The following is a 13,473-nucleotide window of genomic DNA, read 5'->3' as shown; positions in this document are numbered from 1 at the left end:
CCTTAATACAATTAGTTTTACTTTGAACTATCTGATGAATCTGAAGAACTTGTCATATTGCCTTTTTTAGAAGCAGACTTTTTAGCACTGCCAGAGTAAACGCTACTAACAGAATTTTGTACTGAATCATCTGAATTTAATATCTTTAGACCTTTAACGTCGTATGCATTTCTAACCATAATTTATGTTCTCCTTTCACTTTTTATAAACTAGTAAAATTTAGATAAACTTAATTTACCTAACAAATATATTTTGTCTTGATTTCTTTAGTTTATGACAGGAAGTTTATCACTTTGAATGATTATTATAGTATTAAAAAGTAGTTGGAAACGGTAAAATTACTATTGAAAATAAGATTAGCATATTGTATAATGATAGAAATTAAAATTTAGGAGAAAGTATTATGAAAGCATTTAATATGAAAAAAATAAACTTCATACATCATCACCAGTAAGACTTGGTCTGTTAAAGCGGCAGATACAAGTCTATAATTCGTAGGCTTGTATCTGCTGGTGATGATAAATTAAATGTCAGTAATAATTTGTTAAGCCATGTAGGATATATGCCTGCATGGCTTTTTGTCATTTAAAGCAAAATATAAAACAATTTATTTGTAAAATATAAAAATTAATATTTAAAAGGAGATTAAGATTATGAAGAATAATAAAATACAACCAAGTATATTACCAGGATTTATGGAATTATTGCCTAAGGAGCAACAAATATTTAAAGACATAGTAAGAAAAATAACTAAATTATATGAAGAAAATGGATTTTTGGAAATTGATACTCCAGTCATTGAAAAGTCTGAGGTACTATTAGCTAAAAGTGCAGGAGAGACAGAAAAACAAGTTTATAGATTCAATAAGGGAAGTAATGATTTATCTTTGAGATTTGATTTGACAGTGCCGTTTGCAAGATATTCATCACAGTATTTTAATGAATTAACATTTCCATTTAAAAGATATCAAATCGGAAAGGTATATAGAGGTGAAAGAAATCAGAGAGGAAGATACAGGGAATTTTATCAGTGTGACATTGATATCATAGGTAATAACAAGCTTAGTATTAATAATGATGCATTTGTAATCAGTATGGTTTCTAAAGGATTTAAGGCTATCGGTCTAAAAAAATATAAATTTCAAATAAGTAATAGAAAAATATTATCTGCTATTTTAAATAATTTAGAGATTGGTAATGTAACTGAAGTCCTAATATTAATTGATAAATACGATAAAATAGGAGAGGAGGAGTTTAAGAAATCATTAAATGAATTAATTGGAGTGGAAAAGGCAGATGTTATTAATAAAATCATAAATTTAGATGGAAGTAATGAAAGTATATTAGAACAACTAAAGAAGTTAAATTTCAATTCAGAGGAGTTTCAAAAAGGTTTGGAAGAACTTGAAGCAGTTAAAAAAATGCTTAAGCTTTTTGGTGTAGAAGATAATGAATATGCAATTAACTTAAAAATAATAAGAGGGCTTGATTATTATACAGGGACAGTATTTGAAACATTTTTAATGGAGAATGAAAAATATGGCTCTATATGTTCAGGTGGAAGATATGATAACTTAGCACAAAATTACACAGATAAAGTATTACCTGGAGTAGGTATATCCATCGGTATTACGAGATTATTTTTTGTATTAAAAGAAATAGGATTTCTTAATAGCTACAAGATAGAAAAATCAATGGAATATTTAATAATACCAATTGGTGATACGCTTGAATATTGCACTGAGATATATAAAAAATTAATTGATAAAGAAAAATATGTAGAAATATATCTTGAAGATGATAAATTAAAGAAAAAACTTAACTATGCAAATAAATTAGGGATACAGAAAGTGATATTAATAGGTGAAGATGAAGTAATAAGCAAACAAGTTAAAATAAAAGATATGATTAGTGGTGAAGAAAAAATTGTTGATATTGAGAGACTGTAACTTTTGCATCGCATATGAAAAATAGGAAACACTTCTTTCAAAAAATAAAAAAGCAAATTGAGAGAATTTAGACAATGATAAATAAATTTAATCTTTCGCACTGTTTCCATATAAAAACACTATACTTTAAGTGAAATGTAGTGTATACTACAGTAGATTTATGAATGTTTAAAGTGCTAGTTTTGATGTTTATATTAAGAGTTATCTTACAATCTTTTTTTATAATTTAACCATTCATAAATTACAAATATAAAAAAATAAGCAATTAATGAAATAAAAGGTTGCTATTTAAAATTAAAGCTGTTATAATAAATTTTGTAAGAAAAAGAAAAAGGTTTTTTATAGATAGTATGGATTTCTCCTTTTAGAGAATTATATGAATCGATATTAATCTTTAATTTTAGAAGGAGGAATTGAATATGCAAGATAAAACTTTAGTATGTAAAGATTGTGGAAATGAATTTGTTTTCACAACTGGAGAACAAGAATTCTACAAAGAAAAAGGATTTGACAACGAACCAGTTAGATGTCCTGATTGTAGAAGAGCTAGAAAGCAACAAAATAATAGAAGATAGTTTTGATTATTTTAGGAGTTATAAGATTTTCTTGTAACTCTTTTTTGATTCTTTATGAAGTGCCCATGAAGGCAGACGTATTCAGAAAAGTATAATAAAAATAGTTTAATTTTCGCAGGAAATTACAATTAAATCAGTGGCATTGTATCCCTTGTAGGTATAAATTATGGAAAAGGCTGATTTAGAAGATCATGTTTTAGAGGAGAATAAAAAAGAAAATGTATTCGCCTATCAGAGGTTGATATGTAAGAAATCTCCAGATCCAAAGTAGTCTGCAATTTTGTTCTATAGTCTGAAAATATTAAAAAATATGTATATTGCAAAAATAATTCTTCATCATAATTCTAAAAATATTACAAGAATTATAGATGTAATTGTGAATTGTAACATATATATATATAAACAGGTGAGAAAAATGATAAAATAGTTGCTACATTTTAAAGTTTATAGTAAAGAATTTTTGCTATAGAGGTTTTTATAATGTGAGGGTTCTTGAGTGGTTAATCCCTAAAAAGCTACTTTCCAAAAAATGGTTAATCTAAAGCGATAATAGAACAAGAAATTTACTTTGTATTTTTGAGAAATCCTTGAACTTATAAAAAATCAACGTAGGAATATCTTAAGTTGATTTTTTTTATTTATGGTGGTACAATATCATTAAATTTGAAATTTGAGGTGAAATGATGATTAAATTTTCTTGCTAATTTTTAAAGTGCAATATAATAGCGGAGTGAATGAGTGGACTCTGTTTATTTTGTTGTACATATGCAAGAAAGTTATTCTATTTTCTCTTAATATATACTTTTATGTTATGCTATATAAATTAGCTAAACTATGTGTATTTATGAGCTGTAAGGATAATAATTTCTTGCAGCTCTTATTTTTTTCTAAACTACGATATAAGGAGGTGAAAAGTATCATGGAAAATAAAGATACAAACCTAACACATGACAATCTTCATATAAAGCCGGATACTTCAAGCGACGTTTATATTTATATGAAGTAGAAGCAGTCGCCTAATTTTCCGACTTTGTTATTTTAGATTAATAATAAACTAATTACAAAGGAGGACAAATGCATGTCTTTAATAAATGTTACAAACCTTACCTTCTCTTATGATGGTAATTATGATACTATTTTTGAAAATGTTAGTTTCCAGATTGATACTGATTGGAAATTGGGATTTACGGGAAGGAATGGACGAGGAAAGACTACTTTTTTTAATCTTTTACTTGGAAAATACGAATATACTGGAAATATATCAACCAACGTAAATTTTGAATACTTTCCATATGAGGTAGAAGAACAAGAAAATTTTACAATAGATATTATAAAGGAAATTAGCCCAAATTCAATGGATTGGGAAATAACGAAAGAACTATCGATGCTAGATATAGACGACGATGTTCTATACAGACAATTTTACACTCTATCAAAAGGAGAGCAGACCAAGGCATTGTTAGCAGCTATGTTTTTGAAGGAAAATTCGTTTTTGCTTATTGATGAACCTACAAATCATTTGGATGCTGAGGCTAGAAAAAAACTTAGTAATTATTTAAGAAAAAAGAAAGGATTTATTTTAATTTCACATGATAGGGCCTTTCTAGACAATTGTATTGATCATATTCTCTCAATAAATAAGACCAATATAGAAATACAGAAAGGTGATTTCTCAAGTTGGTGGGAAAATAAAAAGAGACAGGATGGATATGAGTTAGCAGAAAACGAAAAACTTAGGAGAGACATTAATCGTTTATCAGAATCTGCTAAGCGAACTAGTAGTTGGTCAAGTGAAGTGGAAAAATCAAAAAAAGGAACAACTAACTCTGCCTCTAAGATTGATAAAGGATATGTTGGTCATAAAGCTGCTAAAATGATGAAGCATTCCAAATCAATTGAAAATAGACGGGAGGCTTCAATTGAAGAAAAAGCTAAGCTTTTAAAAAATATTGAAAGTTCGGACAGCTTGAAAATCTCTCAGCTTGCCTATCATAAAAATAAGCTTTTGGAACTCGAAAATGTGTCAATATTTTATGGAGACACAATGGTTTGTAAAGATATAGGCTTTAGTATTGAACAAGGTGAAAGAATATCACTTAAGGGTAAAAACGGAAGTGGAAAATCAAGTATTATCAAGCTTATTTGTGATGAGAATATAAAATATACAGGTACTTTTAGAAAAGGCAGCGGACTAAAAATATCATACGTATCACAGGATACATCTTATCTTAAGGGAAATTTGACTAACTATGCTCTTGAAAACAGCATTGATGAAAGTCTTTTTAAAGCAATTTTGAGAAAGCTAGATTTTTCAAGAGAGCAATTTGAGAAGGATATATCATCCTTTAGTGGTGGGCAAAAGAAAAAAGTACTGATTGCAAAAAGTCTTTGTGAAAAAGCTCACTTGCATATTTGGGATGAACCCCTTAATTTCATTGATGTTATCTCTCGTATGCAGATAGAAGAGTTGTTACTTGAATATTCACCAACACTATTATTTGTAGAGCATGACAGTGAGTTTTGTAAAAATGTTGCAACAAAGATTGTGGAGCTTTAATTAAATCAATTTAAATTTATTAAAGTGGGGAGCAAGGGCTCTCCACTTTTTGCTTATCTATTATTTAAGTATTTTTATTTACATATTTCTTCATAGCCTCAAAACTCTCATTGCTTATAACATGTTCAATTCTACATGCATCTTCAACAGCAATTTTCTCATCTACACCAATAGATTTTAACCAGTTAGAAAGAAAAGTATGCTTTTCATAGACCATATTTGCTATTTCTTTACCCGCGTCAGTAAGAACTATATTTCCATCATCTGTTATAGATATATATTCTTTTTCGCGAAGATTTTTCATAGCAACGCTTACACTGGATTTTTTAAAATTAAGCTCTGTAGCAACATCAATAGAACGAACTGCATGTGATTTTTGGCTTAAAATTAAAATTGTTTCTAAATAGTTTTCGACTGATTCATTTATAGCCATATAAAGACCCTCTTTCAATAAAATCTATGTAATGAAATTTAAATTTTAATGAAGTAAGTATATCATAATGCATATTTAACATCAAATTTAGAGGAAGAATAGCATATATGAAAATCATTGTGATGAGAATATAAAATATGCAGGTATTTTTAGAAAAGGCAGCGGACTTAAGATATAATACGCATCACAGGATATATATCATCTGTAATTTTATGAGAAAAGTAATTAATGCACTGGACAATCTTACTAGAATATATTAAACTGATATTAGTTAGTTAAGACTAACTGAAGCTGTTTTATTATCCAGTAGTGTAATTGTTTTGAATTTTTGTGATGATTTTATCATGCATGTTATCGTGAAATAGGGGCACTATATAAATATAATATTGAGTTAGTTAAGACTAACTATAAATAGAATATTAAGTAATCATAAAATATATGAATTTTATGATTTTTAAATATATACGTTGCAAAAATAATTCTTCATGATAATTCTAAAAATATTGCACGAATTTTAGCCGTAATTGCGAATTGTGAAGTGTGTGTTGTGAATTGCAATATATATCATCAAATAAAACATAATAGTTAAATGAAATTATATCTGTGAATTTCTAAAAAGTAAATTCGCTTAAAAATATTATTCTATAGTTATATAAGAGAGGTGGAGAAGAGAAATGAGTATTGTTATAATTGGTGGCCATGATAGAATGGTTTGTGAATACAAAAAAATATGTAAGAATTATAATTGTAAAGCAAAGGTCTTTACTCAAATGCAAAGTAATTTGAAAAAGCAAATTGGAAAGCCTGACCTACTTGTATTGTTCACAAATACTGTATCTCATAAAATGATACAATGCGTGTTATCTAATACTGATACAAATGAAGCTGAATTAATACGATGTCATCAGAGCAGTGGAACTGCCTTAAAAAAAATACTAGAATACAAGTGTTCTAATATTAATAATTAAAGTTTAAAATTTATTTAAAGGAATTGAGAAATATTGTACAACTATTTTAAGTAGCCGTACAATATTTCTTTTTTTATAAAATTCAATTATGTTTTGGAGCTAAATATAATGTTTTGGGCTTGTAAGAAAAAAATGGAATATAGTATAATTCAGTATAGTTAGTTGAGACTAACTGAGCTGAATTCTTTAAATTATAAAGATAAGAGGTGAATTACTTTGGAGAGAATAGATATCCCAGGGTGTGGTAGCATTTGCATGCATGAAATATTTCCTGGAATTGTACTAAACTATGAAGAGTTTAAGTGTAAAGAGTTATCATTATTCGCAAATGAACAAGTCATGCCAAAAATAAATGGGGAAATGATTGAAATCGGATATTGCCATGAAGGACGTATTCAATGTGAATTTGAGGGAGGTGTATGTGTTTATATGGGAAGTGGCGATTTGTATGCAGGGCTTATGGGAAAGTATCCTCCAGTTAATACTTTTCCAATGGCAGAATATAAGGGGATTTCCATATACATTTATATTGATGAACTTTCTAAGTGTTTACCTGAAATTTTAAAAGGCGCCCTGATTGACATAAAGACTTTTCAGAAGAGGTTGTTTTCTTCAGAAAAATATTTTGTAAAGGTTGGAAACTGCATTAATTGGGTAGGGGGGAAGATAGAAAGAATTTTTCTTGATTTGTTTAGTTTACCTGATTTGCCAGAAGCAGTTATAGAAAGCTATTTAAAGATTAAAGTGTTAGAACTTATTTTGCTTTTAAATGAGAACTGTGCCAATGAGAATGAAACTAAAAATAAATACTATTTAAAAGCACAAACTGAAATTGTGAAAAATGTTCATGATGAGCTTATTAAAAATCTATCGAATAATCTTACACTTAAGCAGTTGGCAGAAAAATATAATATAAGTCAATCAGGGCTTAGCAGTTGCTTTAAAGCTATTTATGGTAAAAGCATTGCAAAATATATAAAGGAGTATCGAATAGAATATGCTGCATCTTTGCTTAGAAAAACTGATGAAACTGTTATGAATATATCAGCAACAGTTGGATATGAAAACCAAAGCAAATTTGCAGCAGCTTTTAAGGAAGCAATTGGGGTGAATCCAACAGAATATAGAAAAGGAGATATGGATGCATTTGAAAATTTAACTTTATAGATTTAAATGGTACAGAAATAATAATCTAAATCACTATTTTATAAAGGAGTGCTGATTTACAGTAAATTGTAAAATAGTGCGTATTATAACCATGTTATTTTGAAGAAATTATATAGTAGAAAAGGGGAATTTAAATGATTAAAAAGAAAGAAGGACTTTCCAGAATGATGGAGTTCGCTGGAAAGTATAAATTTTTAACTTTGCTGGCATTTATTCTGTCCGCTATAAGTGCTGTTTTAGCATTAGGACCATTTGTCTGTTTATGGTTTGTAGCAAGAGAGATTATTACGTTACTTCCGAAAGCACCTAATGTTATGGAACTTTCATTTTATGGATGGTGCGCTGTATTTCTAGCTGTAATAAGTATGCTTATATATTTTATAGCACTTATGTGTTCACATGTTTCTGCATTTAGGATTGCAAGGAACATGAGAATTAAGGCTATTCATCATATAGTAAAACTTCCATTAGGCTTTTTTTCAAGTAACAATACAGGGAAGCTTCGAAAGGTTATTGATGATAATGCAGGTTTAACAGAGACATTTTTAGCACATCAGCTTCCAGATTTAGCAGGAGCGATAGTATCACCAATTGCAATATTTGTTTTACTGTTTATTTTTGATTGGAGACTTGGAGCAGTTTGCCTAATTCCTACAGTAATAGGTGTTCTTTGCTTGAAAAAATTAATGGGGGGAGAAAAAGCAGATTCTATAGAAAAATATCAAAATGCTCTTGAGGAAATGTCCAATGAAGCTGTGGAATATATTAGAGGAATTCCAGTAGTAAAAGTATTTCAACAAACTGTATTTTCTTTTAAGAGTTTCCATGATTCAATTAATAGATATAGTAAATTTGCATCTAGTTATGCCACTGAATGTCAGATTCCTATGACTATATTTACTGTAGCTGTTAATGGAGCCTTTGCATTTTTAATACCAGTTGGAATTCTCGTTATTAAAAATACATCAGATTATAAAGGTTTTTTACTTGATTTTATATTTTATGTATTGTTTACCCCAGTAAGTGTTAATATGCTAACCAAGATAATGAAGATAATGGAAAACATTATGGTGGCGAAGGAGGCAGTTAAAAGGATTGATGCCATTTTATATGAAAAGCCGTTAAAAGAGTCAGAAGATCCACGAAAAATAAATGGAAGAAGAGTTTCATTTGAACATGTTACGTTCACTTATCCAGGAAATACGTCGCCTACAGTAGATGATATAAGTTTTACTATTAATGAAGGTGAAACTATAGCATTAGTAGGGGCATCAGGTGGTGGAAAAAGTACGGTAGCAGGCTTAATACCAAGATTTTTCGATGTTAATAATGGGAATGTTAAAATAGATGGTGTTGATGTTCGTGATGTTTTAAAAAAGGATTTAATGGACAAAGTTTCTTTTGTATTTCAAAATACAAGGCTCTTAAAAGCAAGTATCTTAGAAAATATTAGAATAGCCAAACCAAAAGCAACCATAGATGAGGTGCTTGAAGCAGTTAGACAAGCACAATGTACAGATATTATAGAAAAATTTCCGGAAGGCATTAATACGGTAATTGGTGGAAAAGGAATATATTTATCTGGTGGAGAGTGTCAGAGAATAGCTTTGGCTAGGGCTATATTAAAAGATTCACCGATTGTAATATTAGACGAGGCTACAGCATTTGCAGATCCTGAGAATGAGAGTCAAATACAAAAGGCTTTCGAAAAACTTACTAAAGGAAAAACAGTACTTATGATAGCTCATAGATTATCTACTATATGTGGAGCTGATAAAATATTAGTTATGTCAGATGGAAGGATAAAAGAACAAGGAAAGCATGAAGAATTATTAAAAGAGAATGGTATATATGCTAATATGTGGAAAGAGTACTGCAGATCTATTTCATGGAAAGTAACAAAGAAATTAGATGAGAATAACGATAGCTCTTTTAAGAAAAGCAAGAGGTTAGGTAAAGGTAATGATAAGGAGGTTCTTATATGATTAATATTCTATGTGATAAATTTGCATTGACCAAGCAAGGCGCAAAAGATTTGCTACAAGGAATACTTTTTAGTACACTGGCAGATATCGCTTTGATGATTCCAGTGGGGCTAGTTGTTATGGTTATTAGAGATATGTTAGCTCCAATTACAGATGGTATAAACATTAATTTACAACTGTCCAAATATATTATAATGATTCTTATAACATTAGTTATATTGTTTGCTGTAAATTGGATGCAATACAAATCTTCATTTATTGCAGTTTATGGTGAAAGTGCTAACAGAAGAATAAATTTAGCTGAAAGATTAAGAAAGCTTCCTCTATCTTTTTTTGGAAGGAGAGACTTATCTGATTTAACAAATTCAATTATGGTAGATTGTACAGATTTAGAGCATGTATTCTCTCATGCAATACCGCAGTTTATTGGTGCTATTGTATCTACAATACTTGTTGGAATAGGAATGTTGATTTTTGATTGGCGTATTGGAATTGCACTTTTGTGGGTAGCGCCTATATCGTTTTTAATCGTCATTTGCTCGAAGAAACTGCAAAATAAATTTAGCATAAAAAACATCGCTGCGAAACGAAAAGTTGCTGATGGAATACAGGAATGTTTAGAGACTATAAAGGATTTAAAAGCTTATAATCAAGAAAAAGAATATCTTTTAAAGTTAGATAATATTATAGATAATGCTGAAAAGATACAAGTTAGAAATGAGCTTACTACAGGAATTATGGTGGTTAGCGGACAGATGCTTCTAAAAGTTGGCTTTGCCACAGTAATTTTAATAGGTGGAACTCTTCTTGCAAAAGGAAAGACGGATTTATTTATATATTTAGTATTTTTGATTGCTGCTTCAAGATTTTATGATCCAATTTGCGATTCCTTAATGAATCTTGCAGATATATTTTCATCAAGCCTTAAAATAGAAAGAATGAAGAAGATGCAAGATCATCCAGTTCAACTTGGATCAGAGATATGCAAAACAAATGGGTATGATATAATTTTCAATCATGTAGCATTTTCATATGATAATAAAAATAATGAGAAAGTCTTAAAAGATGTATCTTTTACTGCGAAGCAGGGACAAATAACTGCTTTAGTAGGTTTATCAGGAGGCGGAAAAAGTACAGCAGCAAAGTTAGCAGCAAGATTTTGGGATGTTACTGAAGGGAGCATAACTCTTGGTGGAGTAAATATAAATTCTGTGGATCCAGAAGTACTTCTTAAAAATTATTCTATAGTGTTTCAAGATGTCATACTTTTCAATGATACAATTATGAATAATATTCGTTTGGGGAAACGTAATGCAACAGACAAAGAAGTAATAGCGGCAGCTAAGGCGGCATGCTGCGATGATTTTATAAAAAGGATGCCAGATGGATATAATACGGTGATAGGAGAAAATGGTTCAACTTTATCAGGAGGAGAGCGCCAAAGAATTTCTATTGCAAGAGCCTTGTTAAAAAATGCTCCTGTAATTTTATTAGATGAAGCAACAGCCTCTCTTGATGTGGAAAATGAGACAAAGATACAAGAGGCAATTTCAAACCTTATTAAAGATAAAACAGTACTTGTTATTGCTCATAGAATGCGAACAATATCAGGCGCAGATAAGATAGTTGTATTAAACGATGGATATGTAGCAGAGCAAGGAACACCATCAGAATTATTAAAACAAAATGGAATTTATGCAAAGATGGTAGAATTGCAGCAGGAAAGTTCAAAGTGGAAGATAAAATAAAATTCTTTTAAGGTAGTAATTTATATAGATATTCGTGATAGTTTACCGAAATCATAAATATGGTAATATTCTAAACAATATACATTCTTAAGAATATTAGAATTTATATTCTAATACATGGGATGATGTTATGGAACTAGGTACAGGATAAATTGATAATTTACTTAAGTAATGAAGGGGAATCAAGCTATAACAGGTAAGATTCTCTTTCTTTTTTATTCTCTAGGAGTCTATATTGAAGTGAAATCAGCAGATATTGTGGTGAGTGTATAAATTACGAAAGAAGGAACTAGAAGGTTACATCTTAAGAGAAAATATATTTAGTTTCTAAATTTTTCTAATGTGGTTCAAAAAAGCAGATTCAAAAAATATGTGAGGCCGGTTATAAAATCAGATGAAATATGTTAAGCTTTTTGATATACTTAAAAATAGAAAAAATTATCTAGGTTTCTTTAAAATGTATTTGATTTTTATTAATCAGATTTGAGAGGAAGTTTTATCATGGGAGAATTATCAAAGCTACCTAATATCGGCAAAGAAGTGGAAAGGCAGTTAAACGAAGTAGGAATATTTACTTATGATGAATTAAAAGCAACTGGAGCAGAGCAGGCATGGCTTAAGATACAAGAAAATGATCCTTCGGCATGCATCCACAGATTGCTGGCACTGGAAGGTGCTATTGATGGTATTAAAAAAACAGAGCTATCACAGAAACGTAAAGAAGATTTAAAAGATTTTTATAATTGGAATAAAGGAAAGTAGTAATTTATAAAAGGAGAATAAAAAAATGGTTTTATTAGTAGTTGATACACAAAAATTAATAACAAACGAAAAATTATATAACTTTAATGCATTTGTATCGAATGTAGAAAAAATAATTAGTGAAGCAAGGAAAAATGATATTGAAGTAATATATATACGTCATGATGATGGACCTGGGAGTGAGTTAACAAAAGGAACTGACGGCTTTGAAGTATATGAGAAATTTCAACCAATTAATGACGAAAAAATATTTGATAAAAAAGTAAATAGTGCTTTTAAAGGGACAGGCTTATTAGAATATTTAATGGATAAAGACGAAAAAGATATAATAATTGTAGGAATTCAAACAGATCTATGTGTTGACGCTACTATAAAATGTGGATTTGAGCATGGCTTCAATATGATAGTCCCTGCTTATGCAAATACAACTATTGACAATAAATTCATGTCAGGAGAACAAACATATGAATACTACAATGAATTTATATGGAATGGAAGATATGCAGAATATATTTCGATGGATGAAACTATTAGAAGAATGAATTAAATAAGGTGTAAATATTTTTTACAAGGAGAAATTATAAAATGAAATCCACTAATATATATGTTATTCATGGTTATACATCTTCCAGTAAATCCGAGTGGTTTCCATGGTTGAAAGAACAGTTTAAAGATAGCTCCATTAAGGTTAATGTTCCGGATATGCCTGATTCAGGAGATCCACATCTTGAACCTTGGCTTAATCATCTTCATAAATGTATTATGGATATTGATGAAGATACGATATTAATTGGTCACAGCCTTGGATGTATTACAGTACTGCGCTATATTCTAGAAAAAAACGTAAGAATAAAAGGTGCAATACTTGTCGCAGGTTTCATAAATAAAAATCCTATGGATGAACAAACAGAAGGTATTCAAGAATTTGTAGATAGTCCACTTAATGTTGCTAAAATAAAAACTTTAATTCCAAAGAGAATAGTTATTACTGCAACAGATGATGACATTGTGCCAACAGAGGCAACACAAAAACTAGCAGAAGAGTTAGACGCAAATCTTATTATTCTTGAGTCAGGAAAGCATTTTATCGCTCGTGATGGGTATACTAAATTTCCTGTTTTATTAAATGAAATTAAGAAATTAATTGACGCATAGAATATACGTTATTTAGAGGTAATGATCATAGTTAAAACACTTATAATTCAATAATCGAAGGATATAATATTTAAAAAATATGTTGCGATTAAGGATATTGTGAAAGATAATATTTGAAGAAATAATATATTTCGCTGAATAATAACAGATTATATTAGGAATTATTTTTAGTAT

General features: G+C 29.4%; 12 protein-coding genes. 10 read left to right on the top strand and 2 right to left on the bottom strand.

The genetic code is table 11. The annotated features are described in order from the left end of the window. Window positions 1-17 precede the first annotated feature (17 nt). The gene (locus tag ACJDTP_RS13115) at window positions 18-179 is read right to left on the bottom strand and encodes a hypothetical protein (protein WP_168981005.1); all 162 of its coding nucleotides are present in this window, start codon (window positions 177-179) and stop codon (window positions 18-20) included. Window positions 180-653: 474 nt separating this feature from the next. Here ACJDTP_RS13115 and hisS point away from each other — a divergent pair, with 474 nt between their 5' ends. The 3 genes from hisS (at window position 654) to ACJDTP_RS13100 (ending at window position 5,081) form a co-directional block, all read left to right on the top strand. Beyond that, entirely contained in the window at window positions 654-1,949 is a 1,296-nt protein-coding gene (gene hisS / locus ACJDTP_RS13110) for a histidine--tRNA ligase (protein WP_406761451.1), read from the top strand. 419 nt (window positions 1,950-2,368) lie between these two features. Continuing rightward, window positions 2,369-2,524 carry a zinc-ribbon domain-containing protein gene (locus ACJDTP_RS13105; protein WP_008425645.1) on the top strand — a complete coding sequence of 52 codons (156 nt, stop codon included), beginning with the start codon at window positions 2,369-2,371 and terminating at the stop codon, window positions 2,522-2,524. 1,078 nt (window positions 2,525-3,602) lie between these two features. Continuing rightward, the gene (locus ACJDTP_RS13100) at window positions 3,603-5,081 is read left to right on the top strand and encodes an Lsa family ABC-F type ribosomal protection protein (RefSeq protein ID WP_406761450.1); all 1,479 of its coding nucleotides are present in this window, start codon (window positions 3,603-3,605) and stop codon (window positions 5,079-5,081) included. 64 nt (window positions 5,082-5,145) lie between these two features. On the opposite strand, the gene ACJDTP_RS13095 is transcribed toward ACJDTP_RS13100, so the two are convergent. After that, the gene (locus ACJDTP_RS13095) at window positions 5,146-5,514 is read right to left on the bottom strand and encodes a metal-dependent transcriptional regulator (protein WP_041897547.1); all 369 of its coding nucleotides are present in this window, start codon (window positions 5,512-5,514) and stop codon (window positions 5,146-5,148) included. A gap of 674 nt (window positions 5,515-6,188) precedes the next feature. On the opposite strand from ACJDTP_RS13095, the gene ACJDTP_RS13090 reads away from it, so the two are divergent. The 7 genes from ACJDTP_RS13090 (at window position 6,189) to ACJDTP_RS13060 (ending at window position 13,299) form a co-directional block, all read left to right on the top strand. Continuing rightward, window positions 6,189-6,482, top strand: a complete 294-nt coding sequence (locus tag ACJDTP_RS13090) for a DUF2325 domain-containing protein (RefSeq protein ID WP_077840804.1) — start codon at window positions 6,189-6,191, stop codon at window positions 6,480-6,482. 216 nt (window positions 6,483-6,698) lie between these two features. Continuing rightward, entirely contained in the window at window positions 6,699-7,649 is a 951-nt protein-coding gene (locus ACJDTP_RS13085; RefSeq protein WP_406761449.1) for a helix-turn-helix domain-containing protein, read from the top strand. A 134-nt stretch (window positions 7,650-7,783) separates the two neighbouring features. Further along, window positions 7,784-9,634 (top strand): ABC transporter ATP-binding protein, encoded by a 1,851-nt coding sequence (locus ACJDTP_RS13080; RefSeq protein WP_406761448.1) that lies wholly within the window; start codon window positions 7,784-7,786, stop codon window positions 9,632-9,634. Beyond that, window positions 9,631-11,382: an ABC transporter ATP-binding protein gene (locus tag ACJDTP_RS13075; protein WP_406761447.1), complete on the top strand. Its 1,752-nt coding sequence runs from the start codon at window positions 9,631-9,633 to the stop codon at window positions 11,380-11,382. Before ACJDTP_RS13080 ends, ACJDTP_RS13075 begins: the two co-directional genes overlap by 4 nt. A gap of 501 nt (window positions 11,383-11,883) precedes the next feature. Beyond that, window positions 11,884-12,144, top strand: a complete 261-nt coding sequence (locus tag ACJDTP_RS13070; protein WP_406761446.1) for a TfoX/Sxy family protein — start codon at window positions 11,884-11,886, stop codon at window positions 12,142-12,144. A 25-nt stretch (window positions 12,145-12,169) separates the two neighbouring features. Then, window positions 12,170-12,691, top strand: coding sequence for a cysteine hydrolase family protein (locus tag ACJDTP_RS13065; protein ID WP_406761445.1), 522 nt, complete (start codon window positions 12,170-12,172; stop codon window positions 12,689-12,691). Between the two features lie 38 nt (window positions 12,692-12,729). Then, the gene (locus ACJDTP_RS13060) at window positions 12,730-13,299 is read left to right on the top strand and encodes an RBBP9/YdeN family alpha/beta hydrolase (protein WP_406761444.1); all 570 of its coding nucleotides are present in this window, start codon (window positions 12,730-12,732) and stop codon (window positions 13,297-13,299) included. The last annotated feature ends 174 nt before the right edge of the window (window positions 13,300-13,473 follow it).

Source organism: Candidatus Clostridium helianthi, assembly GCF_045310795.1.
GTDB lineage: Bacteria > Bacillota > Clostridia > Clostridiales > Clostridiaceae > Clostridium > Clostridium helianthi.
Note: the sequence above shows the minus strand (reverse complement) of the source record. Positions and strands in the feature narration are given on the sequence as shown.

Bases quoted from the DNA above. Each gene is read 5' to 3' on its own strand.
- ACJDTP_RS13115 (WP_168981005.1), bottom strand. From the start codon at position 179: ATGGTTAGAAATGCATACGACGTTAAAGGTCTAAAGATATTAAATTCA.
- hisS (WP_406761451.1), top strand. From the start codon at position 654: ATGAAGAATAATAAAATACAACCAAGTATATTACCAGGATTTATGGAA.
- ACJDTP_RS13105 (WP_008425645.1), top strand. From the start codon at position 2,369: ATGCAAGATAAAACTTTAGTATGTAAAGATTGTGGAAATGAATTTGTT.
- ACJDTP_RS13100 (WP_406761450.1), top strand. From the start codon at position 3,603: ATGTCTTTAATAAATGTTACAAACCTTACCTTCTCTTATGATGGTAAT.
- ACJDTP_RS13095 (WP_041897547.1), bottom strand. From the start codon at position 5,514: ATGGCTATAAATGAATCAGTCGAAAACTATTTAGAAACAATTTTAATT.
- ACJDTP_RS13090 (WP_077840804.1), top strand. From the start codon at position 6,189: ATGAGTATTGTTATAATTGGTGGCCATGATAGAATGGTTTGTGAATAC.
- ACJDTP_RS13080 (WP_406761448.1), top strand. From the start codon at position 7,784: ATGATTAAAAAGAAAGAAGGACTTTCCAGAATGATGGAGTTCGCTGGA.
- ACJDTP_RS13075 (WP_406761447.1), top strand. From the start codon at position 9,631: ATGATTAATATTCTATGTGATAAATTTGCATTGACCAAGCAAGGCGCA.
- ACJDTP_RS13070 (WP_406761446.1), top strand. From the start codon at position 11,884: ATGGGAGAATTATCAAAGCTACCTAATATCGGCAAAGAAGTGGAAAGG.
- ACJDTP_RS13065 (WP_406761445.1), top strand. From the start codon at position 12,170: ATGGTTTTATTAGTAGTTGATACACAAAAATTAATAACAAACGAAAAA.
- ACJDTP_RS13060 (WP_406761444.1), top strand. From the start codon at position 12,730: ATGAAATCCACTAATATATATGTTATTCATGGTTATACATCTTCCAGT.